The 22,409-nt window shown below is 70.1% G+C and carries 22 protein-coding genes; 11 read left to right on the top strand and 11 right to left on the bottom strand.

The features are described from left to right. From ACWD3H_RS40125 to ACWD3H_RS40135, 3 genes are all read right to left on the bottom strand, one after another. Nucleotides 1-588 (bottom strand): membrane dipeptidase (locus ACWD3H_RS40125; RefSeq protein ID WP_451958747.1); only part of this gene is annotated, 588 nt, incomplete at its 3' end. 455 nt (nucleotides 589-1,043) lie between these two features. Beyond that, the gene (locus ACWD3H_RS40130; protein ID WP_030909250.1) at nucleotides 1,044-1,331 is read right to left on the bottom strand and encodes an HU family DNA-binding protein; all 288 of its coding nucleotides are present in this window, start codon (nucleotides 1,329-1,331) and stop codon (nucleotides 1,044-1,046) included. Nucleotides 1,332-1,692: 361 nt separating this feature from the next. Then, nucleotides 1,693-1,866 (bottom strand): hypothetical protein, encoded by a 174-nt coding sequence (locus ACWD3H_RS40135; protein WP_350920360.1) that lies wholly within the window; start codon nucleotides 1,864-1,866, stop codon nucleotides 1,693-1,695. A 163-nt stretch (nucleotides 1,867-2,029) separates the two neighbouring features. On the opposite strand from ACWD3H_RS40135, the gene mihF reads away from it, so the two are divergent. Then, nucleotides 2,030-2,338 (top strand): integration host factor, actinobacterial type, encoded by a 309-nt coding sequence (gene mihF / locus ACWD3H_RS40140; RefSeq protein ID WP_355555575.1) that lies wholly within the window; start codon nucleotides 2,030-2,032, stop codon nucleotides 2,336-2,338. A gap of 193 nt (nucleotides 2,339-2,531) precedes the next feature. On the opposite strand, the gene aceA is transcribed toward mihF, so the two are convergent. Further along, nucleotides 2,532-3,824 carry an isocitrate lyase gene (gene aceA / locus ACWD3H_RS40145; RefSeq protein ID WP_030909255.1) on the bottom strand — a complete coding sequence of 431 codons (1,293 nt, stop codon included), beginning with the start codon at nucleotides 3,822-3,824 and terminating at the stop codon, nucleotides 2,532-2,534. 398 nt (nucleotides 3,825-4,222) lie between these two features. On the opposite strand from aceA, the gene ACWD3H_RS40150 reads away from it, so the two are divergent. Beyond that, on the top strand, nucleotides 4,223-5,692 hold the full coding sequence (locus tag ACWD3H_RS40150) for a helix-turn-helix domain-containing protein (RefSeq protein WP_451935806.1): 1,470 nt from the start codon (nucleotides 4,223-4,225) through the stop codon (nucleotides 5,690-5,692). 23 nt (nucleotides 5,693-5,715) lie between these two features. Here the strand turns inward: ACWD3H_RS40150 and ACWD3H_RS40155 are convergent, their stop codons facing one another. Further along, nucleotides 5,716-7,494: a hypothetical protein gene (locus ACWD3H_RS40155; RefSeq protein WP_451958748.1), complete on the bottom strand. Its 1,779-nt coding sequence runs from the start codon at nucleotides 7,492-7,494 to the stop codon at nucleotides 5,716-5,718. Nucleotides 7,495-7,625: 131 nt separating this feature from the next. On the opposite strand from ACWD3H_RS40155, the gene ACWD3H_RS40160 reads away from it, so the two are divergent. Both ACWD3H_RS40160 and ACWD3H_RS40165 read left to right on the top strand, forming a co-directional pair. Next, on the top strand, nucleotides 7,626-8,576 hold the full coding sequence (locus ACWD3H_RS40160; RefSeq protein WP_355555579.1) for a glucosyl-3-phosphoglycerate synthase: 951 nt from the start codon (nucleotides 7,626-7,628) through the stop codon (nucleotides 8,574-8,576). Nucleotides 8,577-8,822: 246 nt separating this feature from the next. Then, nucleotides 8,823-10,037 carry an acyl-CoA dehydrogenase family protein gene (locus ACWD3H_RS40165; protein WP_451958749.1) on the top strand — a complete coding sequence of 405 codons (1,215 nt, stop codon included), beginning with the start codon at nucleotides 8,823-8,825 and terminating at the stop codon, nucleotides 10,035-10,037. Nucleotides 10,038-10,253: 216 nt separating this feature from the next. Here ACWD3H_RS40165 and ACWD3H_RS40170 read toward each other — a convergent pair whose 3' ends face one another. Together ACWD3H_RS40170 and ACWD3H_RS40175 are read right to left on the bottom strand one after the other, a co-directional pair. Beyond that, nucleotides 10,254-11,246 carry a phosphatidylinositol-specific phospholipase C gene (locus ACWD3H_RS40170; RefSeq protein ID WP_451958750.1) on the bottom strand — a complete coding sequence of 331 codons (993 nt, stop codon included), beginning with the start codon at nucleotides 11,244-11,246 and terminating at the stop codon, nucleotides 10,254-10,256. 324 nt (nucleotides 11,247-11,570) lie between these two features. Beyond that, nucleotides 11,571-12,326: an SDR family NAD(P)-dependent oxidoreductase gene (locus tag ACWD3H_RS40175; RefSeq protein ID WP_355618444.1), complete on the bottom strand. Its 756-nt coding sequence runs from the start codon at nucleotides 12,324-12,326 to the stop codon at nucleotides 11,571-11,573. 262 nt (nucleotides 12,327-12,588) lie between these two features. Here ACWD3H_RS40175 and ACWD3H_RS40180 point away from each other — a divergent pair, with 262 nt between their 5' ends. Further along, on the top strand, nucleotides 12,589-13,146 hold the full coding sequence (locus ACWD3H_RS40180; protein WP_451958751.1) for a TetR family transcriptional regulator: 558 nt from the start codon (nucleotides 12,589-12,591) through the stop codon (nucleotides 13,144-13,146). Nucleotides 13,147-13,363: 217 nt separating this feature from the next. On the opposite strand, the gene ACWD3H_RS40185 is transcribed toward ACWD3H_RS40180, so the two are convergent. Then, complete coding sequence (locus ACWD3H_RS40185) at nucleotides 13,364-14,050, bottom strand: class I SAM-dependent methyltransferase (RefSeq protein ID WP_355555590.1); 687 nt, start codon at nucleotides 14,048-14,050, stop codon at nucleotides 13,364-13,366. Nucleotides 14,051-14,340: 290 nt separating this feature from the next. On the opposite strand from ACWD3H_RS40185, the gene ACWD3H_RS40190 reads away from it, so the two are divergent. The 5 genes from ACWD3H_RS40190 (at nucleotide 14,341) to ACWD3H_RS40210 (ending at nucleotide 18,035) form a co-directional block, all read left to right on the top strand. After that, nucleotides 14,341-14,478 carry a GntR family transcriptional regulator gene (locus ACWD3H_RS40190; RefSeq protein ID WP_451958752.1) on the top strand — a complete coding sequence of 46 codons (138 nt, stop codon included), beginning with the start codon at nucleotides 14,341-14,343 and terminating at the stop codon, nucleotides 14,476-14,478. Nucleotides 14,479-14,523: 45 nt separating this feature from the next. Further along, nucleotides 14,524-14,973 (top strand): GntR family transcriptional regulator, encoded by a 450-nt coding sequence (locus tag ACWD3H_RS40195; protein WP_451958753.1) that lies wholly within the window; start codon nucleotides 14,524-14,526, stop codon nucleotides 14,971-14,973. After that, nucleotides 14,970-16,166, top strand: a complete 1,197-nt coding sequence (locus ACWD3H_RS40200; protein WP_350920333.1) for a CaiB/BaiF CoA transferase family protein — start codon at nucleotides 14,970-14,972, stop codon at nucleotides 16,164-16,166. Before ACWD3H_RS40195 ends, ACWD3H_RS40200 begins: the two co-directional genes overlap by 4 nt. Nucleotides 16,167-16,272: 106 nt before the next feature. Next, nucleotides 16,273-16,914 carry an isochorismatase family protein gene (locus tag ACWD3H_RS40205; protein WP_451958754.1) on the top strand — a complete coding sequence of 214 codons (642 nt, stop codon included), beginning with the start codon at nucleotides 16,273-16,275 and terminating at the stop codon, nucleotides 16,912-16,914. A 218-nt stretch (nucleotides 16,915-17,132) separates the two neighbouring features. Next, nucleotides 17,133-18,035 (top strand): alpha/beta hydrolase family protein, encoded by a 903-nt coding sequence (locus ACWD3H_RS40210; protein ID WP_355555597.1) that lies wholly within the window; start codon nucleotides 17,133-17,135, stop codon nucleotides 18,033-18,035. Here ACWD3H_RS40210 and ACWD3H_RS40215 read toward each other — a convergent pair. After that, entirely contained in the window at nucleotides 18,014-18,646 is a 633-nt protein-coding gene (locus ACWD3H_RS40215) for a helix-turn-helix transcriptional regulator (protein WP_355555599.1), read from the bottom strand. The two genes, ACWD3H_RS40210 and ACWD3H_RS40215, sit on opposite strands and share 22 nt — an antisense overlap. Nucleotides 18,647-19,023: 377 nt before the next feature. Between ACWD3H_RS40215 and ACWD3H_RS40220 the strand changes: the two genes are divergently transcribed. Next, a complete protein-coding gene (locus ACWD3H_RS40220; protein WP_451958755.1) occupies nucleotides 19,024-19,659 on the top strand; it encodes a hypothetical protein in 636 nt (211 codons plus the stop codon). Here ACWD3H_RS40220 and ACWD3H_RS40225 read toward each other — a convergent pair. Together ACWD3H_RS40225 and ACWD3H_RS40230 are read right to left on the bottom strand one after the other, a co-directional pair. Continuing rightward, a complete protein-coding gene (locus tag ACWD3H_RS40225) occupies nucleotides 19,635-20,855 on the bottom strand; it encodes a DUF4437 domain-containing protein (protein ID WP_451958756.1) in 1,221 nt (406 codons plus the stop codon). The genes ACWD3H_RS40220 and ACWD3H_RS40225 overlap by 25 nt on opposite strands. Nucleotides 20,856-20,867: 12 nt before the next feature. Then, entirely contained in the window at nucleotides 20,868-22,364 is a 1,497-nt protein-coding gene (locus tag ACWD3H_RS40230; protein ID WP_451958757.1) for a class I adenylate-forming enzyme family protein, read from the bottom strand. Between the last annotated feature and the right edge of the window lie 45 nt (nucleotides 22,365-22,409).

The raw sequence follows: 22,409 nt of genomic DNA on the forward strand, positions 1-22,409 counted from the left end.
CTGGTTGGCCTGCGAGTAGGCGATACCGATCTGGCGGACGCCGAAGCCGTACAGGATGTCCAGGCGATCGAGCTCGTTCTCGATCATCGTCGCCGCTTCCAGCCCGGCCACCAGCGCGAGCTGCCCGCCCGCCTTGGCCTTCTCGATCTCCGCGACCGTGCGGGCCAGGACGACGAAGTCCTGCTTGGCGAGGTCGGCGAAGCGTAGGCCGAGGTCGTAGATGACGTCGTCCCACTTCCAGCCGTGCTCGCTGGTGACGCAGTTGGTGCCGTTCATGAAGTTGTCGAAGAGCGCGGTCATGCCCGAACGCGACAGGCCCTCGTACCCGAGCACGTTGCGCCCTGTCCGGTTGTAGTCGCGCAGTTGCGTGACGTCCGCGGTCAGGACCTTGGGGTGCTCGTGCAGCGAGATGGCAATGTGCTCGGTCAGGAGGCGGCTGACTCGCACGGACTGCTCAGCCGACAGGCCCAGGTCGTACGCGGGAACACGGTCGAGTTCGGGGGCGAGGTCGAAGACCTTGAAGTCGGTATGTGGCTCCAGATAGTCGAACGACCGGTATCCCCGATAGCGATGGTTGGGGGGCTGCATGGGAGCACCTCCGAAAGGTTTGACCTTAAACGTCTGAGGTGCAACCTTCCATAGGAGGTCTCTGGGCTACAAGAAGCCGGATGTGACATTCGGATTACGGCGATCAGGTGTACGGCGCGGGTCCCGGGGGTGTCCGGTGGCGAAACACGGGGCGGGGACGGAGTTTTCGCGCGGTCGCCGGGTTGGCGGAGATCTGTGGGTATGAGCGGGATCACACTTGGTGGATCGGCCGATATCTCACATGGTGGTCATGTCATCACAGAACGTGACATGCGGGATCGTGTCGGGCTCGCGAGAACCCCTCGTCCAAGGGGGAGAGGCAGCCGCTCAAGCTCAGGCTCTCGCTCCAGGCCCGGCGTTCGCCGCCGGGCGCCGGATCGGCCGGGTACGGGCGAAGACGGTCGAGTGCGCGTTCCGGGGAGCCTGCCGGGTCCGCTCGGCGAGCCGGGAGGGTGTCAGTCCTTCTTGCGCTGGCGGATCAGGCCCATGAACCCCGGGCTGGGCTTGAACTTCGCCGTCCAGGTCTCCGCGATCTCCAATGGCTCGCCGGTCTGCGGGTTGCGCCCGGTCCGTGCGGGTTTGTGGACGATCTCGAAGGATCCGAATCCGGGGATCGCCACCTTGTCCTCGGCCGCCACCGCGGTCTGGATCGTCCCCAGGATCGCGTCGAGAGCCGCGGCCGTCTGCCGTCGGGTGAGCCCGGCCTCGGCGGCGGCCTTCTCGATCAGCTCGCGCTTGTTCATCACATCTCCTTGAGCGTGCAGACCCCGGGCCTCAAGCCGTGGGGAGGAGGTCAAGGAGAAAGTTAACGCCATCCCCACCCGATGAATCGAGCCCCGTCCTCCATCGATCGCCGGTGGGACGGGGCCCGTCCGGTTCGTGGGACGGGCACCCGCCCCCGTTCAGCGGTCGGGCTGGGCGGCCAGCCGTTCCGCCTCGGTGTGCAGTGCCTCGACGAGGATGAGCTCCAGGCGGAGATCTTCGTCAACGAGGCCGACCAGAACATCCATCGAGCCTCCCTGACTAGTCTGACGCCCCAGTGACCGCAGAAGTTGACAGCCGTACCGAACTGGACTCGGTCGTGGTCCAACCCTGAGCGTTCGCCTACGCGGGGACGAGCTCCGCCAGATCGACGTGCTCTCCGACCTCGCGGATGTTCATGCAGTACGCCACGAGAACCCGCCGCCCGTCGATCCGGCGGGTGACCAGCAGACAGGGGCCGTCGTGAACCACGATGGCCTCAACCTCTATGCCCTGAGGGCTTCGCCAGATACCCATGAGCCCGAGGCTACGGAGGGCCGGGTAAGGGCGGGGTAACCAAACGGGCATATCGTGATGCACAGTACGGGTCCTGTGGATCTATCCGTAGGCTCTCCGATGATTAACCCAGTCGCTTTGGGTAACAGGACGCTGGAATTACCGTCATCAGGGAGAAAACACCATGGCTTTGCCCAAGCTCACCCCCGAACAGCGTCAGGCCGCCCTGGTCAAGGCCGCCGAGACCCGCACGGCCCGTGCCAAGCTTCTCGCCGAGGTCAAGAACGGCGCCCTCAGCCTGGAGCAGCTGCTTGGCCGCGAGGACGACATCGCCAAGCGCATCAAGGTCTATCAGGCTCTCCGGGCGCTGCCCGGAGTCGGAACGGTCAAGGCCGCGCAGCTGATGGCGCAGGCCGATGTGGACGAGGCGCGCCGGCTGGGCGGTCTCGGCGCCCAGCAGCGCCGCAAGCTCATCGAGGCCGTCGGCCGCTGAGGCACCGCCCGCCTCCCCGCGCGGTCGCGCCTGGGACGCGCCGCGGAGCGCGGGACGGGTACGGGAAGGCCCCGCCGTACGGATCAGGGGGAGATCCGCACGGCGGGGCCTCGGTCGACGACCTGGTCATCGCGCTCGCCCGGGAAACCGTTCCATGCCCCGGAAGTCGTCTGGGCGAGCCCGGTCCGGAGAGTCAGTGAGCCTCTGCGAACTGCTCCTCCTCCGTCGACCCCTTCAGGGCCGTGGTGGAGGAGTCCGGCGCGATGGCCGTGCTGACCAGGTCGAAGTATCCGGTGCCGACCTCGCGCTGGTGGCGGGTGGCGGTGTAGCCGCGTGCCTCGGCGGCGAACTCGGCCTCCTGGAGCTGGACGTAGGAGGTCATGCCGTCCTCGGCGTAGCCTCTGGCGAGGTCGAACATCGAGTGGTTCAGCGAGTGGAAGCCCGCCAGCGTGATGAACTGGAACTTGTAGCCCATGTGGCCGAGCTCGCGCTGGAACTTGGCGATGGTGGAGTCGTCCAGGTGCTTCTTCCAGTTGAACGAGGGCGAGCAGTTGTAGGACAGCATCTGGTCGGGGTATTCGGCCTTGATGGCCTCGGCGAACTCGCGGGCCACGTCCAGGTCCGGGGTGGAGGTCTCCATCCAGAGCAGGTCGGAGTGGGGCGCGTAGGCCAGGCCGCGGGCGATGCAGGCGTCCACGCCGTTGCGGACCCGGTAGAAGCCCTCCGCGGTGCGGTCGCCGGTGGTGAACGCCTGGTCACGGGGGTCGACGTCGGTGGTCAGGAGCGTCGCGGCCTGGGCGTCGGTCCGCGCGATGACCAGGGTCGGCACACCCAGCACGTCCGCGGCCAGGCGGGCGGCGCTGAGGGTCTTGATGTGCTGGCCGGTGGGGATGAGCACCTTGCCGCCCAGGTGGCCGCACTTCTTCTCCGAGGCGAGCTGGTCCTCCCAGTGCACGCCCGCGGCACCCGCGGCGATCATGCCCTTCATCAGCTCGAAGGCGTTCAGCACGCCGCCGAAGCCGGCCTCCGCGTCGGCCACGATCGGCGCCAGCCAGTGCGGCGCGTCCTGGTCGCCCTCCGACCAGGTGATCTGGTCGGCGCGCAGCAGCGCGTTGTTGATCCGGCGGACCACGGCCGGAACCGAGTTGGCCGGGTAGAGGCTCTGGTCGGGGTAGGTCTGCGCGCCGAGGTTGGCGTCGGCGGCGACCTGCCAGCCTGACAGGTAGATCGCCTTCAGGCCGGCCTTGACCTGCTGCACGGCCTGGTTACCGGTCAGCGCGCCAAGGGCGTGCACGTAGTCCTCGGTGTTCAGCAGGTCCCACAGCCGCTCGGCGCCGAGCCGGGCGAGAGTGTGCTCCTCCTGGACGGACCCCCTGAGTCGAACCACGTCCTCGGCCGTGTACGTCCGCTCGGTGCCCTTCCAGCGAGGGTTGGTCTCCCACTCGCGCCGCAGCTCGTCTGCGGCTCCCTTGAGGCGATCACTCATGGTGTAACTCCTTTTCGTCCCCTGGGTGCCTTACCTCGAGTGTGTGCCTCGACAAAACGGTCGAACAAGGCCGACTCCAACGAAAGAATGAAGATTCTTCCCCTGTCATCAATACTCATCGGTATTCAGATGGGAAGAACTTCATAGTTTTCGCTATGGACTAGACCAATTCCGGTAGCGCGCTTTGCGGATTACCGGTCGTGGGTCGCCGGAGGCCGCCGCTCGGGATTTCGCCCCATGGTCGCCGCCACCGTCACTGCGGTGCCCGGAGGTCGCGGCACCCCGCCTCCTCCGTCCTGCGGGGCCGGCCGGAGTTCCCGGCGCGGGTGCGGCGACGTTCTCCCAGGTGGCGCGCGTGGCTGTGAAATTTCCTAGGAAATTTCGTTTAGCATCGTGCTATGGCATCTTTGGTGGGTGAAGAACCGCTTTCCTTGACGCAGGAGCTCGATCTCATCGCGTTCGGCCAGCGTCTCCGGCACCTGCGCAAGCAGCGTGGCCTCACCCTGTCCGACCTGGGGGAACGGGTGAACCGCGCGCCCAGCCAGCTCTCCCTGCTGGAGAACGGCAAGCGCGAGCCGAAGTTGTCGCTGCTGAAGTCCCTGGCCGCCGCGCTCGGCGTGCCGATCGAGGAACTACTGCGCAGGCAGGCCCCCAACCGGCGGGCGCAGCTGGAGATGGCCCTGGAGGAGGCGCAGCGCGACCCCCTGTACGCCGGGCTCGGCCTGGCCAGGCTGAAGGTCTCCGCGCGCGTCCCCAACGACGTGCTCGAACACATCCTCGGCCTCTACGGGGAGTTGCGCTCACGCCAGGCCAAGGGCACCGCCACCCCCGAGGAGGCCCGTGCGGCGAACGCCGAGCTCCGCCGCAAGCAGCGTGAGCAGGGCAACTACTTCGCGGAGATCGAGCGGGCCGCCGCCGAGGCGCTCGCCGCGGTCGGCTACCGTTCCGGAGCGCTGTCGCAGAGCACGGTGCAGGCGCTGGTCAGCCACTTCGGCTACACCGTGCAGACGGTCCAGGACCTGCCGCGCACCGTGCGCTCCATCTCCGACCTGCGCAACCGGCGCATCTACGTCAAGCACGAGCAGGTCGGCATGCACACCCCCCGCACGATCCTGCTGCAGACCCTCGGCCACCTCTCCCTCGGGCACCACAAGCCCCGCGACTTCGCGGACTTCCTGCGCCAGCGGACCGAGGCCAACTACTTCGCCGCCGCCGTCCTGGTGCCCGAGGCGGCCGCCGTGCCGTACCTGAGGGAGGCCAAGAAGGACCGGGCGCTGAGCGTGGAGGACCTGCGCGACGTGTTCGCCGTCTCCTACGAGATGGCCGCGCACCGCTTCACCAACCTGGCCACCCACTTCCTCGACCTGAGCTGCCACTTCGTCCGCAACAACGCCGGCGGGATCATCTACAAGGCGTACGAGAACGACGGCATCGTCTTCCCCGCCGACGAGCAGGGGGCGATCGAGGGCCAGCGCATGTGCCTGCAGTGGTCCGGGCGCCAGGTCTTCCTGTCGCCCGACCGCTTCTCCGTCTACTACCAGTACTCGGACTCGCCCACCGGCACCTACTTCTGCGTCGCCCACGTCGACCCGTCGCGCGAGCGTGACTTCGCCATCACCCTCGGTGTCCCGTACCGGGAGTCGCGCTGGTTTCGCGGGCGCGAGACCACCAACCGCACCAAGTCGGACTGCCCCACCGGCGACTGCTGCCGCCGCCCGCCCGCCGAGCTGACCCAGCGCTGGGAGGGATACGCCTGGCCCTCGGCCCGGGGCAACTCCCACATCCTGGCCGCGCTGCCGCCCGGATCCTTCCCCGGCGTCGACGAGGCCGACGTCTACACCTTCCTGGAGCGCCACGCCATCCGCTGAGCACGCGATCCGGGCACGGTGGGTCACTCCGAGGGCGGGGGCGTCCGGCGCAGTGTCAGGGACGGGTGGCCGTGGAACCGGTAGGCGCCCGCGCTGTCGGGGGCCTGCCCGCGCATGGACCGCAGCACCTCGGCCGGGGGCTCGCCGGTGAAGCAGCGCCGGTAGAACTCCCGGGCCAGGCCCCCGCCGACCGGCCAGAGCGGTTCGACGACCCCGCTCGCGCCCGCGAGCAGGAACGCCTGGGCGTCCCCCGGTTCCTCCAGGAAGACGAACGGGGCACCGGCCAGGTCACGGCCCAGCGCCTCGGCCGCGGATCCGCCGGCTGTGAGGTGGACGATGTCCGGCCCCTGGCCGAGCACGCCCAGGACGTCGCCGAGCGCGGAGGAGACCTGCGTGGCGCCGTACTCGGTCACCAGCGGGTGCGCCTGCGCCTCGTCGTACACCACCGCGACGTGATCCGCCCGCGCGCTCACCGGGGGCGGCAGCTCGGGGCGCCGGCCACCGAGGGGCCAGCGGCCGGTCACCGTCTGGCAGTTCAGATAGCGGGGGAGCGACGGATCGTACGGATGCTCCAGCACGGCCAGCTCCCAGGGCACGTGCGGCTCCTGGGAGAGGAACAGCACGCTCGGGCGGCGCGGTGCCACCCGGCCGGCCACCGCGTTCAGCAGTTCCCAGAAACCCCGGGGCACGCGCGAGCCGACCTTCCGTCCCAGTTCCGCGGAGAGGCGGCCCTGCTCGGTCAGTTGCCGGCCGAACTCCGAGGCCCGCATGCCGAGGTCGCAGATCTCGGCCCGGTCGGGGGTGACGAAGTGCGGCGACCGGTAGGTCCACCACAGCCGTCCCGGCTCGTCACCGTGGACGATGGACACCGTGACGTCCGCCGGCTCGCCCACGAGGGCCGGACGGATCCGGGTGCCGGCGACCGGCTCGGGCGGCTCCTCCCGGCCGAGCCTGCCGGGCGAGCCGTGCAGCGTGATCGAGCGCAGGCCGAACCCGACCACCTGGCCGCGCACCGAACAGATCGCCTGGATCTGCCGGGCGACCTCGGGCTCCTGCTGCGCGAGGGCGACAAGGTTGACCACCGCGCGGGGGTAGGGCGACGCCGCGTCGACGCGCAGCCGTACCTGCCATCCGCCCGGTGCGTCGAAGCCCTCGGCGATGAGCTGGATGTCCAGGTCGACCGGCTCGCGCGGTGCCGCGGTGCCGTCCTGCCCCTGGCCCGGGGCGACGCCGATCGACACCTCCGTACCCCAGCCCGAGACCGACTCGGTGGGCGCCTCGATCAGCGGGATCCCCTCCCACTCGGATTCGGGCGCCGGGGCGGGCGCATCCCCGCGCCGCCTGCGAAAGGCCCCGGTCAGCCGGTCGAGCATCGAGGAACCCCGGCTCCCGGCGGGTGGCGTCGGCGGTACCTGCGGGGACGGTGCCTGCGGTGCGGCGGGACCCGCCTGGTCGGGGCGCATCCAGTCGACGCTCATGGCGCCGGTGGGGGGCAGGTTGTCGTATCCGCCGTCGTACGCGGCCCCGTGGTCCTGCGGGCCCGTGTCGGCGAGCATGGGGGCCACCTGCTCGGCGACGAGGCCGTGCTCCAGGTTCAGCAGCGCGGAGAGCCGGTTCCAGGCCGGGCCGTACTGGGCGATCAGCATGATGATCGCGTCGGCCAGTTGCCCTGGAGGCCGGCTGCCGGCCTCTGCCAGCAGCGGATCCAGCCGGTCGCGAAGTTCCGCGGAGGCACCTCCCATCAAGCTGTCGAGTTCGTCGCGGACGGCGCGTGCCGCCCGCAGCACGGCTACCGGGTCCATGCCTTCCCTCCTCGTGCCGGACTGGACTGATCTTCCCACCTGCGCGGTGAGGACGGGAGCCGGTACTTGTGCGGAATCAGCGCCACATAAGGTGATACCCGTAAGTACCGAGGTGATGGGAAGGGTGGGCTGTGCTGCCTGAGGTCGAGGCATGGCTACGCGAGCGCACCTCATCCTCGGGCGACTGGTCGCTGCCGGAGCTGCTGAGAGCCAAGGGTGAGACGACGATCAGCGTCGTGTTGCCCGCGCGCGATGAGGAGGAGACGGTCGGGGAGATCGTCACCGCGATCCGCCACGACCTGATGGAGGCCGTGCCGCTCGTCGACGAACTCGTGGTCATCGACTCCCGCTCCGTCGACGACACCGCGGTACGCGCCGCGCGCGCCGGGGCGACGGTGATCGCGCAGGACGAGATCCTGCCCGACCTCAAACCGCTGGACGGCAAGGGCGAGGCGCTCTGGAAGTCCCTCGCCGCGACCTCCGGCGACCTGCTCGTGTTCATCGACGCCGACCTGCGCGAGTTCCGCACGTCCTTCGTGACCGGGCTGCTCGGCCCGCTGCTCGCCGACGAGGCGGTGGTCTACGTCAAGGGCTGTTACGACCGGCCTCTGCAGAACGTGCAGAGCGGCGGCGGCCGGGTCACCGAGCTCGTCGCGCGACCCCTGCTCAACCTGCACTGGCCGCTGCTGGCCGGATTCGTGCAACCCCTCGCCGGGGAGTACGCCGGGCGTAGGTCCGTGCTGGAGAGCGTGCCCTTTGTCACCGGCTACGGTGTGGAGCTCGGCCTGCTGATCGACCTGCTCGACCTCGCCGGGCTCGACGCCCTGGCCCAGGTGGATCTGGGCCGCCGGGTTCACTCCCACCAGTCGACGGAGGCGCTCGGCGGGATGGCCGCCCAGATCCTGCAGACCTCCTGGTCGCGCCTGGAGCGCCAGAACATGATGGTCTCCCTGCACAGCCCCTCTCCCCGCCTGGCCCAGTTCCGCCGGGGCGCGAGCGGCCACCAGGTGAGCGTCCGGGACGTCGCCGTCGCCGAACGCCCGCCGATGATCACCGTTCCCGGCTACCGCCCGGCTCGCTGACCACACCGTACGAGTGTGATCCCGGGCGGCGTACGGAGCCCGCGATGCCGGGGAGCGCGTGGCCCGGCGGCATTCCCGCACGGCGGTGGACGGAACCCGCGACGGCGGTGAACGAGGCCTCCGGGAGCGGGGCCGCTCGCCGGTCGGTGCCGGAGAAGGGGCGGTCCTCCGGTTGCGCGGAGCGGACCGTCCGCCGGTAAAGTTTGGGTGTTACCGTTGGTAACGCACCCTGAGGAGGCGTGGACGATGAGCGAGAGCGGCTTCTGCCCGGAGCTGAGTGACGACGTGCGCGAGGTGCGGGACTGGGTGCACGACTTCGCCCGCTCGGTGGTCCGCCCGGCCGGTGCCGAATGGGACGAGCGCGAGGAGACCCCCTGGCCGATCATCCAGGAGGCCGCCAAGATCGGGCTCTACTCCCTCGACTTCTTCGCCCAGCAGTGGTTCGAGCCGAGCGGGCTTGGCCTGACCGTGGCCTTCGAGGAGCTCTTCTGGGGGGATGCGGGCATCGGCCTGTCCATTGTCGGCACCGGCCTGGCCGCCGCGGCCCTCTCGGCCAGTGGCACCCCCGAGCAGCTGGGCGAGTGGCTCCCGCAGATGTTCGGCACCCCCTCGGAGGTCAGGCTCGGAGCGTTCTGCGCCTCCGAGCCCGAGGCCGGTTCCGACGTGGGTGCCATCCGCACCCGCGCCGTCCCCTCGGGCGACGACTGGATCCTCAACGGTGTGAAGACCTGGGCCACCAACGGCGGCATCGCCGACGTCCACGTCGTCGTCGCCTCCGTCGACCCGTCCCTGGGCACCCGCGGTCAGGCGTCCTTCGTCGTCCCGGCCGGCACCCCCGGCCTGTCGATGGGCCAGAAGTTCAGGAAACACGGCATCCGTGCCTCCCACACCGCCGAGGTCGTCCTCGACAACGTGCGCGTGCCGGGCTCCTGCCTGCTCGGCGGCAGGGAGAAGCTCGACGTCAGGCTCGCCCGCGTCCGCTCCGGCGAGCGGGCCGGGGAGCAGGGCGCGATGCGCACCTTCGAGACCACCCGCCCCTCGGTGGCGGCCATGGCGGTCGGCATCGCCCGCGCCGGATACGAGTACGCCCGCGACTACGCCCGCGAGCGCGAGCAGTTCGGCCGCAGGATCGGCGAGAACCAGGCCATCGCCTTCCTGCTGGCCGACATGGCCACCCGCGTCGACATCGCCCGCCTGATGACCTGGCGTGCCGCCTGGATGGCCCGCAACAACCGCACCTTCGGCCAGGCCGAGGGCTCCATGTCCAAGCTGGTCGCCGGTGAGACCGCGGTCTGGGTCACCGAGCAGGCCATCCAGATCCTCGGCGGGGCCGGCTACACCCGCGACCACCCGGTCGAGCGCTTCCATCGCGACGCCAAGATCTTCACCATCTTCGAAGGCACCTCCGAGATTCAGCGCCTGATCATCGGCCGCGCCGTCACCGGCCTGCCCGTTCGCTGAAAATGTCCGTTTCAAGAAACCGGCTCTGCGGGGCGTTTTGGATCCCTGGTCCGTCAGAGCCGGAAGTGCGTCTCAAGCGCCCGTGCCGGGCAACCGCGCCGAAGTCACACAGAGTGATGGTCGGGGTCGAGGATCATCCGCTGCAGTAGACCTCGAAGGCGGCTGCGGCGGTCGTGCGGAGCGCGAGCCCCGATCGTCCCTGCCTGGCTCCAGGGATTAGAAGTTATGGGCGATGATCGTGTTCACCAGGTCTGGCCCAGGGAAGTCGGCCACCACTACGCCGGTCCCGCGCACGCTCCCCGTGGCCAGGTAGGTCAGCGCCCGCTCGTTCATCCCCTTGACGCCGAGCGCGCCGTAGGCGATCGACTTGGGCAGTGCCCCGCCGGAGGCGCTGAGGTGGTTGACGTAGAGGATTCCGCCGGCGCCGGCGCCCGCCTGCTCGAACTGGGCGCGCGCGGCGTTCCACTTCTGGGGGATGTGGAAGAGTGTCGGCAGTTGGTAATCGTCCTGAAGGTCCATGCGGTCGCCGTTCCAGCGCGGCCCGTAGCCGTGGCCGCTGCCGAAGTCTTGCAGGATGACGATGCGCCCTCTGGTCTCCCCGAGGGTGGGGATCCGGCCGTCGTATCCTGCGGGCGGCCGCCACAGATGGTCACGCAGTAGGTCCCGTGTGTCGGGGTTGTCGTTGATATACCAGTTCAGGGTCTGCTCGTAGCTGCGGGTGTTCTCGGCGGCTGTGTGCTCCTGCTTCAACCGCATCAGCACCGACTCCCGGGGGTGGCCGGCCAGGAAGGCGGCGACCGAGCGCACCACGTCGGTGAAGTTGGCGCGCAGGTATTCGGCGCCGTGGTGGATCGGGAAGGCGTCGCGGTAGTGCCGGGTCCGGATGTCCAGCATCCGCACACCGGCCTGAAGTTGGACGGGCAGCGCGCTTTCCTGGGTGAGTGAGATGATGGACGCCTGGTACGCCATGGTGTCGTGCGTACCCGGGATCGACAGCGCGGCCAGGCTCGCGCCGTCGGGGAGCCCGCTCATCCAGTCGGGGTTCGACGCCAGCTGCAGGTCGCCGCTGTGCCGGCCGGCCGCCCACGCCGGGGCGGCGGGTGCGGCCACGGCGAGCGCCATGGCGACGATGAGCGAGATGAACGCGGCCAGGACGCGCAACCCGCCCCGGCGGGCCGGGGCGGGCGGACGGGGAGCCAGGGGGATCACGGTGCCTCCGTGGGGGGATGGGGAGCACGCGCCAAGTAACCCTACTGATCAGTAAGGTGGCGGGAACAGCATGGCACGGTGAGGGCGGCGGAGCCAGGTCTGAAGCCGAGCCGACCGGCCCCATGCCCGGCGAGCTCCGGTCAATCGTTATGCCCGGCTGTCGCAGCCCGGCCAGGCTGCCGTACCGCGATGCCTCAGGCGCCACTCGGCGTTGTTCGCAAAGCCTCCAGCGGCCAGGATGACGCCGTGCCCGCGGCCTCTCCGGTCGTAGATTGATCGACTTGCTTGACGTGAACCCGCTGAGGATCGTTGAGCCGGTATGTCTCAGGCCGCGGACCAGCCGCCATCCACCGGCACGATCGCGCCGTTGACGAACGAGGCGGCGTCCGAGGCGAGGAAGAGGGCGGCGTCGGCCATCTGCTCGGGCTGGGCTATCCGCTCGCCGAGTGCGAGCACGGGGCCGAGCCGGGCGGCGCCCGTCGGATCGAAGGTCGTGTTCGTGGCGATGCCGGTCATGGTGGGGCCGGGCAGGATGGCGTTGCAGCGGATGCCGTCCTTGGCGTACGCCCAGGCCAGGCTGCGGGTCAGGCCGACGACGCCGTGCTTGGAGGCGGTGTAGGCCGCTCCGGCCGCGCCGCCGCGGATGCCGGCCTCGGAGGCGGTGTTGACGATCGCGCCGCCGCCCTGGCGCAGCATGTGCGGCAGGACGGCATGGGTGACCAGGAAGGTGCCGGTCAGGTTGACGCGCAGCACCCGCTCCCACAGCTCGACCGGTATGTCGGCGGGCAGGGCCATGGTGTCCATGATCCCGGCGTTGTTGCACAGTACGTCGACGCGTCCGTACGTGCTGATCGCCGTCTCGACCAGCGCGGCGACCGATGCCTCGTCGGAGATGTCGGCGGTGGCGGGGACGGCGGCGTCTCCGATGTCGGAGGCGGTTCGCCCGGCGCTGTCGGGGTCGATGTCGCAGACCACGAGGCGGGCGCCGGCCTTGGCGAAGGCGACGGCCATCGCCCTGCCGATCCCGGAGCCCGCGCCCGTGATGAGGGCGACGCGGTCGTCGAAGGTGCCGGTGGTCAAGAGTGCGTCCTTTCGATCAGGGCGGTTCGCCTGCCGGCCGGTGATGACGGCGGGGGCGGTGGTGGTGTGGCGGTGGTGTCAGGACTCCGGCAGATGCGGCCCGAGGCCAAGGCGGTGGTGTCGTCGTGGTGATCGTGTCGCGGCGGCCGAGCCTGCCCGCCGTCGTACCTGTGGCGGGGGGACCGGCGTCGTGATCCGTCGAGCGGTCATGGCGTTTCCGGTAGCAACCGGACTATATAGTCCGGTTGCTACCATAGCCGCTGTGACTGTCACGCGTCGACCCAACAGAGGACCCAGTGCCGCGGCGGAGAACCGGGCGGCGCTGATAGCGGCCGCCCGCGAGGTCTTCGCCGACGCCGGATACGACGCACCGCTCACCACGGTCGCCCGCGTGGCCGGGGTCGGCCAGGGAAGCCTCTACCGGCACTTTCCGGACCGCATCAGCCTCGCGCTGGCCGTGTTCCAGGACAGTGTCGCCGGCCTGGAGGCGCTGGCCGCCGAACCCGGCACCACCCTCGCCGACATGCTGGCTCTGCTCACCGAGCAGACCATCGCCTCGACCGCGTTCATTGACATGGTCAGCGTGCCCTCGGCCGGCGATCTCCGCATCATCGAAGTGCGCGACCGCGTGGCGGACCTGCTGGCGGGCACGCTCGCCGAGGCCCGGCGCGCCGGCGAGCTCCGCGAGGACGTCACCGCTGATGACCTGGTACTGGCCGTCGGCATGCTCGCCGGGCTCCTCGCCAGGCTCCCGGCCTCCGAGCGGCGCACGACCGCCGAACGGGTGTGGACGCTGCTCCGCCACGGGATCGAGCCCTGACCGGGATCACCCGGCCGAGCCGGTCGGCGCCGAGCGCCTGACCGGCCTCGGGCGGATGAGCGCCGTACGACTCGCGGACGGGCCGGGGCGGAGGTGAGATGGGGTCTCTCCCCTGACAGGCTCGCGACGGCCGCTCCGGCGAGGTGGCGGCCTGGTGCCCAGTGCCACCGGTGGGTCGATGCCGGCTCTGCTTCGATCGTTCGGAAAGGGGCGGGTGTCACAGAGGTGTGGCGCGTACCCATCCGCGGTCGTCGTTCAGGAATCCGGAGATGGTCAGGCCCACCTGGTTGAGGGAGTGTTCCAGATAGTCGTCGTCGAGGCGGTGGCTGAGGAAGGTCTGGGTCCAGCGCCGCTCGCCGATGGTGTACTCCATGGTGGCGTCGAGCAGGTCGGGGGCGGGGCGGCTGACCCGCGTCATGCTGACGGTGTGACCGGGGTCGGCGTCGCGTTCGAACGGCTGGACGGTGTCGTACCACTCGGGGGGTTGGCGCTGCAGGATGACGCAGCCGTCGGCGGAGACGTGCGCGCCGCAGGTGCGCAGGAACGCGGCGCGCAGGTCGTCGTCGGCGGTTTCGATGACGAACGACATCAGCAGCACGAGGTCGAAGGTCCTGGGCAGGGCCAGGGTCTGGATGGGAGAGCACACGGTCTCGGCGCCGCGGATGTGGGCGAGCATCTCGGGCGACTCGTCGACCGCGACGACCTCGTGCCCGAGTTCCAGCAGGCGGTGGGTGATCCGGCCCACGCCCGCGCCGAGTTCGAGGATGCTCGCCCCGGCCGGGATCGAGGCGTGGATGAGTTCGGGTTCGCCCCTGGGGGTGAGGGTGGTGTAGTAGTCGACCGAGCAGCCGTCCGGGGTGATCGGGCCAGGGCCCGTGCCGTTGTAGAGCCGTCGTGGAGTCATGATCTCCATTTTGTGCGGCGGCGCGCCGGGACGCGGGCGGAGAGAACGGGGTTATGGCCTTCACGTGATGGTCGCTCCCGGGCACCGGCCGGGCCGTCCGTCGTCGACGACATCACGTGGCGAAGCTCATCCGACGGCGGGGAGCGCGGAGACGATCTCTGGTTCGGCCCGCCGGGGAAGCCGTTGAGGATTCCCGATTACCGCACTAGCTCGCCGTCAATTGTATGCAAAAGCTTGTCATTTTTCTCCTACAGTGTCACCGTGGGGGGAAATTCGGTAAGGGTGTATATATGTCGACAATCGATAGCCTGCGCGGCCTGATCCTCAGCGGTCACTACGAGCCCGGTGACCACCTCGGTGAGGTCGAGCTGGCCGAGGCGCGGGGCGTCAGCCGGACCCCGATCCGCGACGCGCTGCGGCGGTTGTAGGCCGAGGGGCTGGTCGAGATCACGGCCAACAAGGGCGCCAGAGTCGTGGTGTATCCCCGCGCCGATCTGGAGACGATCTTCGAGCTGCGTGCCAGGATCGAAGGGCTGGCCGTCCGGCAGGCGGTGGCCGTCGCGACCGAGCAGGACATCGCGGGCCTGCACGAGCTGGCGACGACCCTCGCCGAGCACGCCGGCCGCCGCGACGTCGAGGCGGTCTACCGCCTCAACGCCGACTTCCATCAGGCACTGGTCAGGCTCGGCGGCAGTCAGGTGCTGGCCCAGTCGATCAGCTCGCTGGTCCACTCACCCGTGTTGCTGCGCACCTACGGAGCCTTCGACTCCGAGGCCATGCGCCGCAGCGTCAGCCATCACATCGAGATCGTGGCGGCCGTGTGCGCCGGAGACCACGAATGGGCGGAGGCCGTGATGCGCGCCCACCTGTTCTCCGCCCGCGCGTCCCTGCTCGGTCCCCGTCGTCAGGAGAACAACACTTGAGAGGCCTTCCACTCGGAGACATCCGAGTCGTCGAGCTCGGCCAGCTGCTCGCCGGGCCGTTCTGCGGCCAGCTGCTCGGTGACTTCGGCGCTGAGATCATCAAGGTGGAGGACCCCGGCCGGGGCGACCCCATGCGCCAGTGGGGCCGGGAGAAGCCGTACGGCCGGTCGCTGTGGTGGCCGGTCGTGGCCCGCAACAAGAAGTCGGTCACCTGCGACCTGCGCACCCCCGAGGGGCAGGACCTGCTCATCAGGCTGGTGGAGCGGGCGGACGTGCTGCTGGAGAACTTCCGGCCCGGCACGCTGGAGCGCTGGGGCATGTCCCCGGCCCGGTTGCACGAGATCAACCCCCGCCTGGTCATCACCCGGGTGACCGGGTTCGGTCAGAGCGGCCCCTACGCCCCCCGGGCCGGATACGGCTCGATCGGCGAGGCCATGGGCGGCATCCGCCACGTCACCGGCGACCCCGACCGGCCGCCGGCGCGCGCCGGCATCTCGCTGGGCGACTCCCTGGCCGCCACCCACGCCTGTGTCGGCACGCTCGTCGCGCTGCACGAGCGCGAGCGCAGCGGCAGGGGCCAGGTCGTCGACTCGGCGATCTACGAGGCGGTGCTCGCCATGATGGAGTCGATGGTGCCCGAATGGCAGCAGGCCGGCTACCAGCGCGAGCGCACCGGCACCGTGCTGCCCAACGTCTCGCCCAGCAACGTCTACCCGACCGAGGACGGCGACACCATCCTCATCGCCGCCAACCAGGACAGCGTCTTCACCCGCCTGGCGACCCTGATGGGCCGGCCCGAGCTGGCCGCCGACGAGCGCTACGCCACCCACGGCGCGCGCGGCGCGAACATGGCCGAGCTTGACGAGATCATCGCCGCCTGGACCGCGGGGATCCCCGCGGACGAGCTGCTTCGGTCGCTGCACGAGGGGGGTGTCCCCGCCGGGCGGGTCTACACGGCCAAGGACATGTTCGCCGATCCGCACTTCGCCGCCCGTGAGGCCATCGTCCGCGTCCCGCACCCGGACTTCGGCGAGCTGGCCATGCAGAACGTGGTCCCCAAGCTCTCCGACACCCCCGGAAGCGTGCGCAGCGCCGGGCCCGCGCTCGGGCAGCACAACGAAGAGGTCTATCGCGGGCTCCTCGGCCTGACGGAGGCGGAGTTCACCGGCCTGTCGGCTGCCGGAGTCATCTGAAACAGAGGGAGCCCCCCATGTTCCACCACCCCGCCGTCCGCGTCCTGGCGCCCGAGGGACCTCTCGCGCGCCGCGCGGAGGGTGCCCGCCATCCCCGGAGCCGCGGGTGATCAGGGACCACGACGAGGTGTACGGGCGTTCCCTGCCGTTCGGGGAACGCCCGGCGCTGATCCTCATCGACCTGATGCGCGCCTACTTCGAACCGGGCGCCGAGCTCTACATGGGCTCGCGCGACTGCCTGGACTCGGCCGCGCGGGTCCTGGCCGCCGCCCGTTCGGCGGGTGCTCCGGTGATCCACACCAGGGTCGCGTTCGGTCCTGACGGCGTCGACGGCGGCCTGTTCTTCCGCAAGGTGGCCCCGTTGCGCCACCTGGTGGACGGTGGCGGGCCGCTCGGCGAGCTGATGCCGGAGGTCGCGCCCGGGCCGGGGGAGACGGTGATCGTCAAGCAGTACGCGAGTGCCTTCTTCGGCACGGTGCTGGCCTCGACGCTCAACGCGCTGCGGGTGGACACGCTCGTCATCGCGGGCGTGTCCACCAGCGGCTGCGTGCGCGCCACCGCCGTCGACGGGATACAGCACGGGTTCGTGCCGGTCGTGGTGCGCCAGGCGGTCGGGGACCGCGACCCCCGGCCACACGAGGCCAACCTGTTCGACATCCAGGCCAAGTACGGCGAGGTGTGGGACGAGGCGGCCGTGCTGGAACGGTTCGGTCTCCCGCCGGCCGTGAAGGGGCCGCTGACGGTATGAGGATCACCCACCTGGTCGGTGACACCGACCGGGTCTGCGGCCTGTCCGTACGCGGGGACCGGCGGCCGGTTCCCGTCGGCCGCACCATGACGACCTCGCGTACGCGTTCCTTGGGCCTTTTGGCATTTGCCTAGTCCGGACCTCTCACCGTTGCCATAGGGGAATCGAAGTTTCCAAAATTCGGATAACGACCCCCGCGTGAAAGCTGGTGAAGCATCATGCGCTCTTGGACGATCAGGGTCTGGGTGATCCTCCTGATCCCCTTCCTGTTCCTCACGGCCGCCCCCGCCGTCGCCGCCGACCTGTCCGCCCCGGGCTCCCACTCGGTCGGCTACTCCGACGTCAGCGTCTCGGCCTCCGGTCGCTCGTTCAGCGCCCGGGTCTACTACCCCGCGACCTCGGCGGGAAGCAACACAACCGTCGCAGCCGGGCAGTTCCCTGTGGTGGCCTTCGGCCACGGGTTCTTCCAGGGCATCGACAAGTACGCCTCTCTGGGCGGCCACTGGGCCTCCTGGGGCGTGATCACGATCATGCCGACCTCGCAGGGCGGCCTGTTCCCCAGCCACGGTGCCTTCGCTGATGATTTGAACGCCGCGCTGACCTGGATGGTGGCGCAGAACACCGTCGCCGGGTCGCGGTTCAACGCCCACGTGCGTACCGACCGGCTGGGGCTGTCGGGGCACTCGATGGGCGGCGGCGCCAGCGTGCTGGCCGCCGCGCGCAACTCGGCGGTGCGGACGGTGACGAACCTGGCCGCAGCCGAGACCAACCCCTCGGCCGTGGCCGCCGCGGCCACCACGGCGGTTCCCATGCAGCTGGTCGCCGGTACGGGCGACACCGTCGCGGGCCCGTCGGGCCACCAGATCCCCATCTACAACGCCAAGCTCGCTCCCAAGCAACTGCGCACGATCGTCGGCGGTTTCCACTGCGGCTTCACCGACTCCGGCGGCCTCGGCTGCGACAGCGGTTCGATTACCCGGGCCGCCCAGCAGGCGATCACCCGCCGGGTGACCACCGCCTGGCTGCTGTACCACCTCCGTGACGACGCCGCCCAGTACGACACGGTCTGGGGCACGGCCGCACAGACCGACCCGGACGTTCAGTTCCTCGGCGTCCAGTAACGGCACTCCGGCGCACCCGCCTCGGCTCGGGGCGGGTGCAGGGTCGGCGGCCACACGCCGGGTACGAACAGGCCCAGCACGAAGGCCCGCCCGGCCAGCGCCGATCGGCTTTCCGCGCCGAGCTTGGCGCGCAGCCGTACCAGGTGATAGTCCACGGCCTGGCGGGTCAGGTACAACCGCCGGGCGATCTGCGCGTTGGACGCGCCTTCGGCGACCAGCTGTAGCACCGTGCTCTGGAGCGGGCTCAGCGCGGGCGCGGCGGAGGAGATCTCGTCCAGTACGGTTACCACCCGCCAGGGCAGGCCGTCGGTGCGGTGTTCGACGGAGGCGCTGATCCGGGCGCGGATCACGGTACCGTTCCCGCGGACGAGCCGTATCCGGGTCCGGTAGACATCGAGCCGCCCGAGGGCCAGCATCTGCCAATAGGGCCGCTGTGTGTCGATCTCGCCGGGCGCGAGCAGTTCTTCGGCCGGGAGACCGTCCAGTTCCTCGGTGGTGCGGGCCACCGCGGCACGGAAGGCGGGATTGCTCTCCCTGACCCTGCCGAGCCTGTCCACCGCTGTGATCGGGATCCAGGCGCGCTCGAAATACACCTGGTACCGGCCTTTCATGACCGCACCATGGATGATCTCCTCCGACCGGATTCATTCGCGTCACGGGGATCGAAGGCCACATGTCGTCGGCTGTTCAAGAGCATGTCGCGTGCGAGCCGCCACCGTCAATCGCCTGCGTGGTGGTGGACGTCGGAGGAGAACCGCCCGTGATCGAGACCCATGCGCACCCTTGTTGCTCCTAGAGAAACAATGTTTCCAAGATGTAGGATCCATGAAACCGGAGGAAACGTCTAGGAGGCGACTGTGCCGAACCAGGTCGTGCAGATGGAGTCCGTCGGCCATGGGGCTGTTTCGGCGGCCAAGGAGCCACCCGAAGGGCCTGAGGGGAAAATCCCTCCCGAGCCCGCCGCCGGAGCCGTCGCCGGCCACGAGCCGTGATCTCGGTCCTGTACGGCGGGCTGGCCCTGATCCAGGTGGCCCTGGCCGTACGGCTGGCGCGATCAGGCCGGTGGATCCCGTTCGCGGTCGCGACGGGGATCGCCTACGACTCGGCGGTCGTCGGAGCCGGGCGGCTGATCGGTGAGGGGCCGTGGCTGGAGGCGCTCAACACCGGCCGCTTCGCCGTCCACGCCATTCTCACCCCGCTCCTCATCGTCCACGGGGCGGTCCTCGTGCGCCGCGGCCTCGTCGTTCCGGCGTGGGGCCTCGCCGGTGTTCTGGTCGTCTTCGAGGTGGTGGGCCTGGCGGATCTGCGGCTGGAGCCCCGATGGTGGTCGGACACCCTGCGTTACGTTTCCGTGGATGCGCTGGGCCCGCCGATCCCGGCGCTGGTCACCACGGTGATCCTGCTGGTCGTGGGGCTCGTGCTGTGGGTGCGGTGGCGTACGCCCTGGCTTTTTCTGGGTGCGGCCGTGCTCCTGGCGACCGCGGGTGCCGCCGTGGCGTTGCCCGTCCTGGGCAACGCCGGTGAGGCCGTACTGATCGCGGCCATCGCGGCGACGGGCGACCGCGATGGCGGACGAGTCTCCGGGATACGGCTGCGCGGTCAGAGACCCTCGCCGTCCCAGTAGCCGCGGGAGCGGGAGCGGACGGGAAGGCTTGAGATGATGGGGGCGGGAACGGGATCGCCCGACTTCCAGGCCCGGCCATGTCCCCGGTTGTGGGCGCCTGCGTCGGTGCGCTCGTCGGGGTGCTCCAGCGCGGCGGGATCGGTGCCCCAGCCGAGGGCGGGCTGTCCTTCCCCGTGGTCGTGTGAGTGGTCATCGTGGCCGCCCTGCAGGCGGGCCGCGTCGATGGCCTTGGCGATGGCGATGAGGCTCCTGTCGGCGCCGTGACCGTGCAGGTGGACGTCCGTGTCGACGGCACCCTGCTCGCGGGCGTACGCCAGGGACGCCCGCAGCATCTCCAGGTCCTGCTCGGTGCGGCGGGAGGGACCCCGGCCCAGGTCGTGGGCGGACTGGGACCAGCGCATCCGGCCGCCTTCGGGGCCGTAGTTGATGGCCTCGCCGCCCCAGCGCACCCATTCGTGCTCGGTGTACCAGTTGTGCAGCTCGCCGTCGGAGCGCAGCAGCCAGGTGGCGCCGCCCTCCATCGTGGTGAAGTGGCCGTGCTTGACCCGGGCGGGGCGGAAGAAGTAGGTGCCCAGGTCCAGGGTGCCGAAGTTGTACTCCATGTGGCCCTGGACGGTGTACGCCTCCTCGTAACAGGGGTGGTGGGCCAGCCGGTGGTCGGCCCAGCCCTCCTGGGCGTGGACGAGGCGGGTGTAGAAACCGGTGACCGGGTCGACGTGCAGGTACTTGATGAACAGACCGGGCATCGGCCCGGCGTTCGGCACCGCGTCCCAGTTCATGGCCTCGGAGTCGATGACGATGACGTCCTCGCGAGCCCCTTCCCAGCGCGGCGCGGCCAGGCTCTCCACGGGGTCGAAGCCGGCGTCGCCGTACTCGCGGTAGTGCAGGATCCGAGTGCCCTCGGCGAAGGTGACGGCGTCGGCGGGAACACCCTTGGGCAGGTAGAGATAGCCACCCTTGCCGATGCGGCGGCCGCCGTACGTCATCGATCCGTCGAGCACGTAGTACTCGGTGTTGGCGTGGTGGATGCCGGGGCCGCGGCCCCAGTCGGTGTGGAAGTCGAGGCGCAGGGAGCCGGAGCCGTCCTCCTCGTCGGCCGACAGCCGCCGCTCGCCGGCCCTGCCCTCGCCGCCGGGCAGTTCGGCGGCGTGCCAGACGTAGTCGTCTTCGTGGATCATTTCGACATGCGGCCGCATGAGCGGTTCTCCTTAGTGGTTGTCACGCAACTCGCGCTTGAGGATCTTTCCTGCGGCGTTGCGGGGTAGCGCGGGAACGAACTCGACCTGCCGGGGCAGCTTGGGGCCGGCCAGTCTGGTACGGCAGTGCGCCGCCAGTGCCTCGGCGTCGACCGGAGTGCCGGGCAGGGTGACCACGAAGGCGGCCACCTGCTCGCCCCACCGCTCGTCGGGCAGGCCCACGACGGCGGCGTCGGCGACGCCGGGGAAGGAGGTCAGGACCTCCTCGACCTCGCGCGGGGCGATGTTCACCCCGCCAGAGATGATCATGTCCTTCTTGCGGTCGACGATGTAGATGAAGCCGTCCTCGTCGCGCTCGACGATGTCGCCGCTGGTGAGGAACCCGTCGGGGGCGGTGCACGCGGTGGTGGCGGCCGGGTCGTCCAGGTAGCCGTTCATCAGGTACGGCGAGCGGCTGAACAGCTCGCCCCGGTCGGCGGGGTTCCCCTCGTCGTCCACCACCCTGACCTCGGTCATGAACCACGGGCGGCCCACCGAGCCGATCTTGCCGCGGGCGTCGGCCGGGCGGCAGTCGCTGATGATCCCGGCCTCGGTCGAGCCGTACAGCTCGTGCACCCCGACCCCGGGGAAGGTGTCCAGCACCCATTCCTTCAGCGCGCGCGGTAGTGCGGCGGCGTTGAAGTACAGGGTGTCCAGCGAGGACAGGTCGTGGTCGCGCAGTGCCTTCTCGCCCAGGGCGCGGAGCATGTGGGCGTGGGTGGGCACCAGGAAGACCGACTGGGCGCGCTCACGTTCGATCATCGCCAGCAGCCGCTCGGGGTCCCAGCTTCGCAGCATCGCGACCGTGCCGCCGGTGTGCACCGGCGCGTAGCCGAAGGCGAATCCGGCGCCGTGGTACATCGGGGCCACGGCGATCGTCCGGCGGCCGGGGCCCAGGCCCCACTCCAGGGCCGAGGCGTAGAAGGTGAGCGACCGCGACCGGTGGCTGATCAACACGCCCTTGGGGCGGCCGGTGGTGCCCGAGGTGTAGGCCACGCAGAACGGCTCGCGCTCGTCCACCTCGATCCGCGGGTCCCTCGCGCCGGCCGTGGCCAGGGCCGCGTCGTAGGACGGCCCAAGCCGGTTGCCGCCCATGGACAGGACCGTGCCGGGCAGCTCGACGCCGTCCACCGCCGCCGCCAGCGCCTCGTCCAGAATGAGGGCGCGGGCGGCGCAGTGCCCCAGGATGTAGGCGGCCTCACCGGGGGTCAGCCGGGGGTTGAGCGGCACCGTGACCAGCCCCGCCTTGGCGATGCCCGCCGCGGCCTCCGGATACTCCATCCGGTTGCCGAGCAGCAGCGCGACCCGTTCGCCCGGCCGCAGTCCGGCGGCCAGCAGGGCGTTCGCCAGGCGGCTGGACCGGTCGTCCAGGCCGCGATAGGTCAGTCTCCGGCCGCCGTCGACCACCGCGACCGTCGTGGGGGTGGCCGCGGCGAGTTCGCGGATCCCGCCGGCGATGGAGAGCTGCATAGGACCCCTTTATGTTTCGTATGGAGAAACATTTTTCCATTATCG

The organism is Streptosporangium sp. NPDC002607 (genome assembly GCF_053592655.1).

Bases quoted from the DNA above. Each gene is read 5' to 3' on its own strand.
- ACWD3H_RS40130 (WP_030909250.1), bottom strand. From the start codon at position 1,331: ATGAACAAGCGCGAGCTGATCGAGAAGGCCGCCGCCGAGGCCGGGCTC.
- ACWD3H_RS40135 (WP_350920360.1), bottom strand. From the start codon at position 1,866: ATGGGTATCTGGCGAAGCCCTCAGGGCATAGAGGTTGAGGCCATCGTG.
- mihF (WP_355555575.1), top strand. From the start codon at position 2,030: ATGGCTTTGCCCAAGCTCACCCCCGAACAGCGTCAGGCCGCCCTGGTC.
- aceA (WP_030909255.1), bottom strand. From the start codon at position 3,824: ATGAGTGATCGCCTCAAGGGAGCCGCAGACGAGCTGCGGCGCGAGTGG.
- ACWD3H_RS40150 (WP_451935806.1), top strand. From the start codon at position 4,223: ATGGCATCTTTGGTGGGTGAAGAACCGCTTTCCTTGACGCAGGAGCTC.
- ACWD3H_RS40155 (WP_451958748.1), bottom strand. From the start codon at position 7,494: ATGGACCCGGTAGCCGTGCTGCGGGCGGCACGCGCCGTCCGCGACGAA.
- ACWD3H_RS40165 (WP_451958749.1), top strand. From the start codon at position 8,823: ATGAGCGAGAGCGGCTTCTGCCCGGAGCTGAGTGACGACGTGCGCGAG.
- ACWD3H_RS40185 (WP_355555590.1), bottom strand. From the start codon at position 14,050: ATGACTCCACGACGGCTCTACAACGGCACGGGCCCTGGCCCGATCACC.
- ACWD3H_RS40190 (WP_451958752.1), top strand. From the start codon at position 14,341: ATGTCGACAATCGATAGCCTGCGCGGCCTGATCCTCAGCGGTCACTAC.
- ACWD3H_RS40210 (WP_355555597.1), top strand. From the start codon at position 17,133: ATGCGCTCTTGGACGATCAGGGTCTGGGTGATCCTCCTGATCCCCTTC.
- ACWD3H_RS40215 (WP_355555599.1), bottom strand. From the start codon at position 18,646: ATGAAAGGCCGGTACCAGGTGTATTTCGAGCGCGCCTGGATCCCGATC.
- ACWD3H_RS40225 (WP_451958756.1), bottom strand. From the start codon at position 20,855: ATGCGGCCGCATGTCGAAATGATCCACGAAGACGACTACGTCTGGCAC.
- ACWD3H_RS40230 (WP_451958757.1), bottom strand. From the start codon at position 22,364: ATGCAGCTCTCCATCGCCGGCGGGATCCGCGAACTCGCCGCGGCCACC.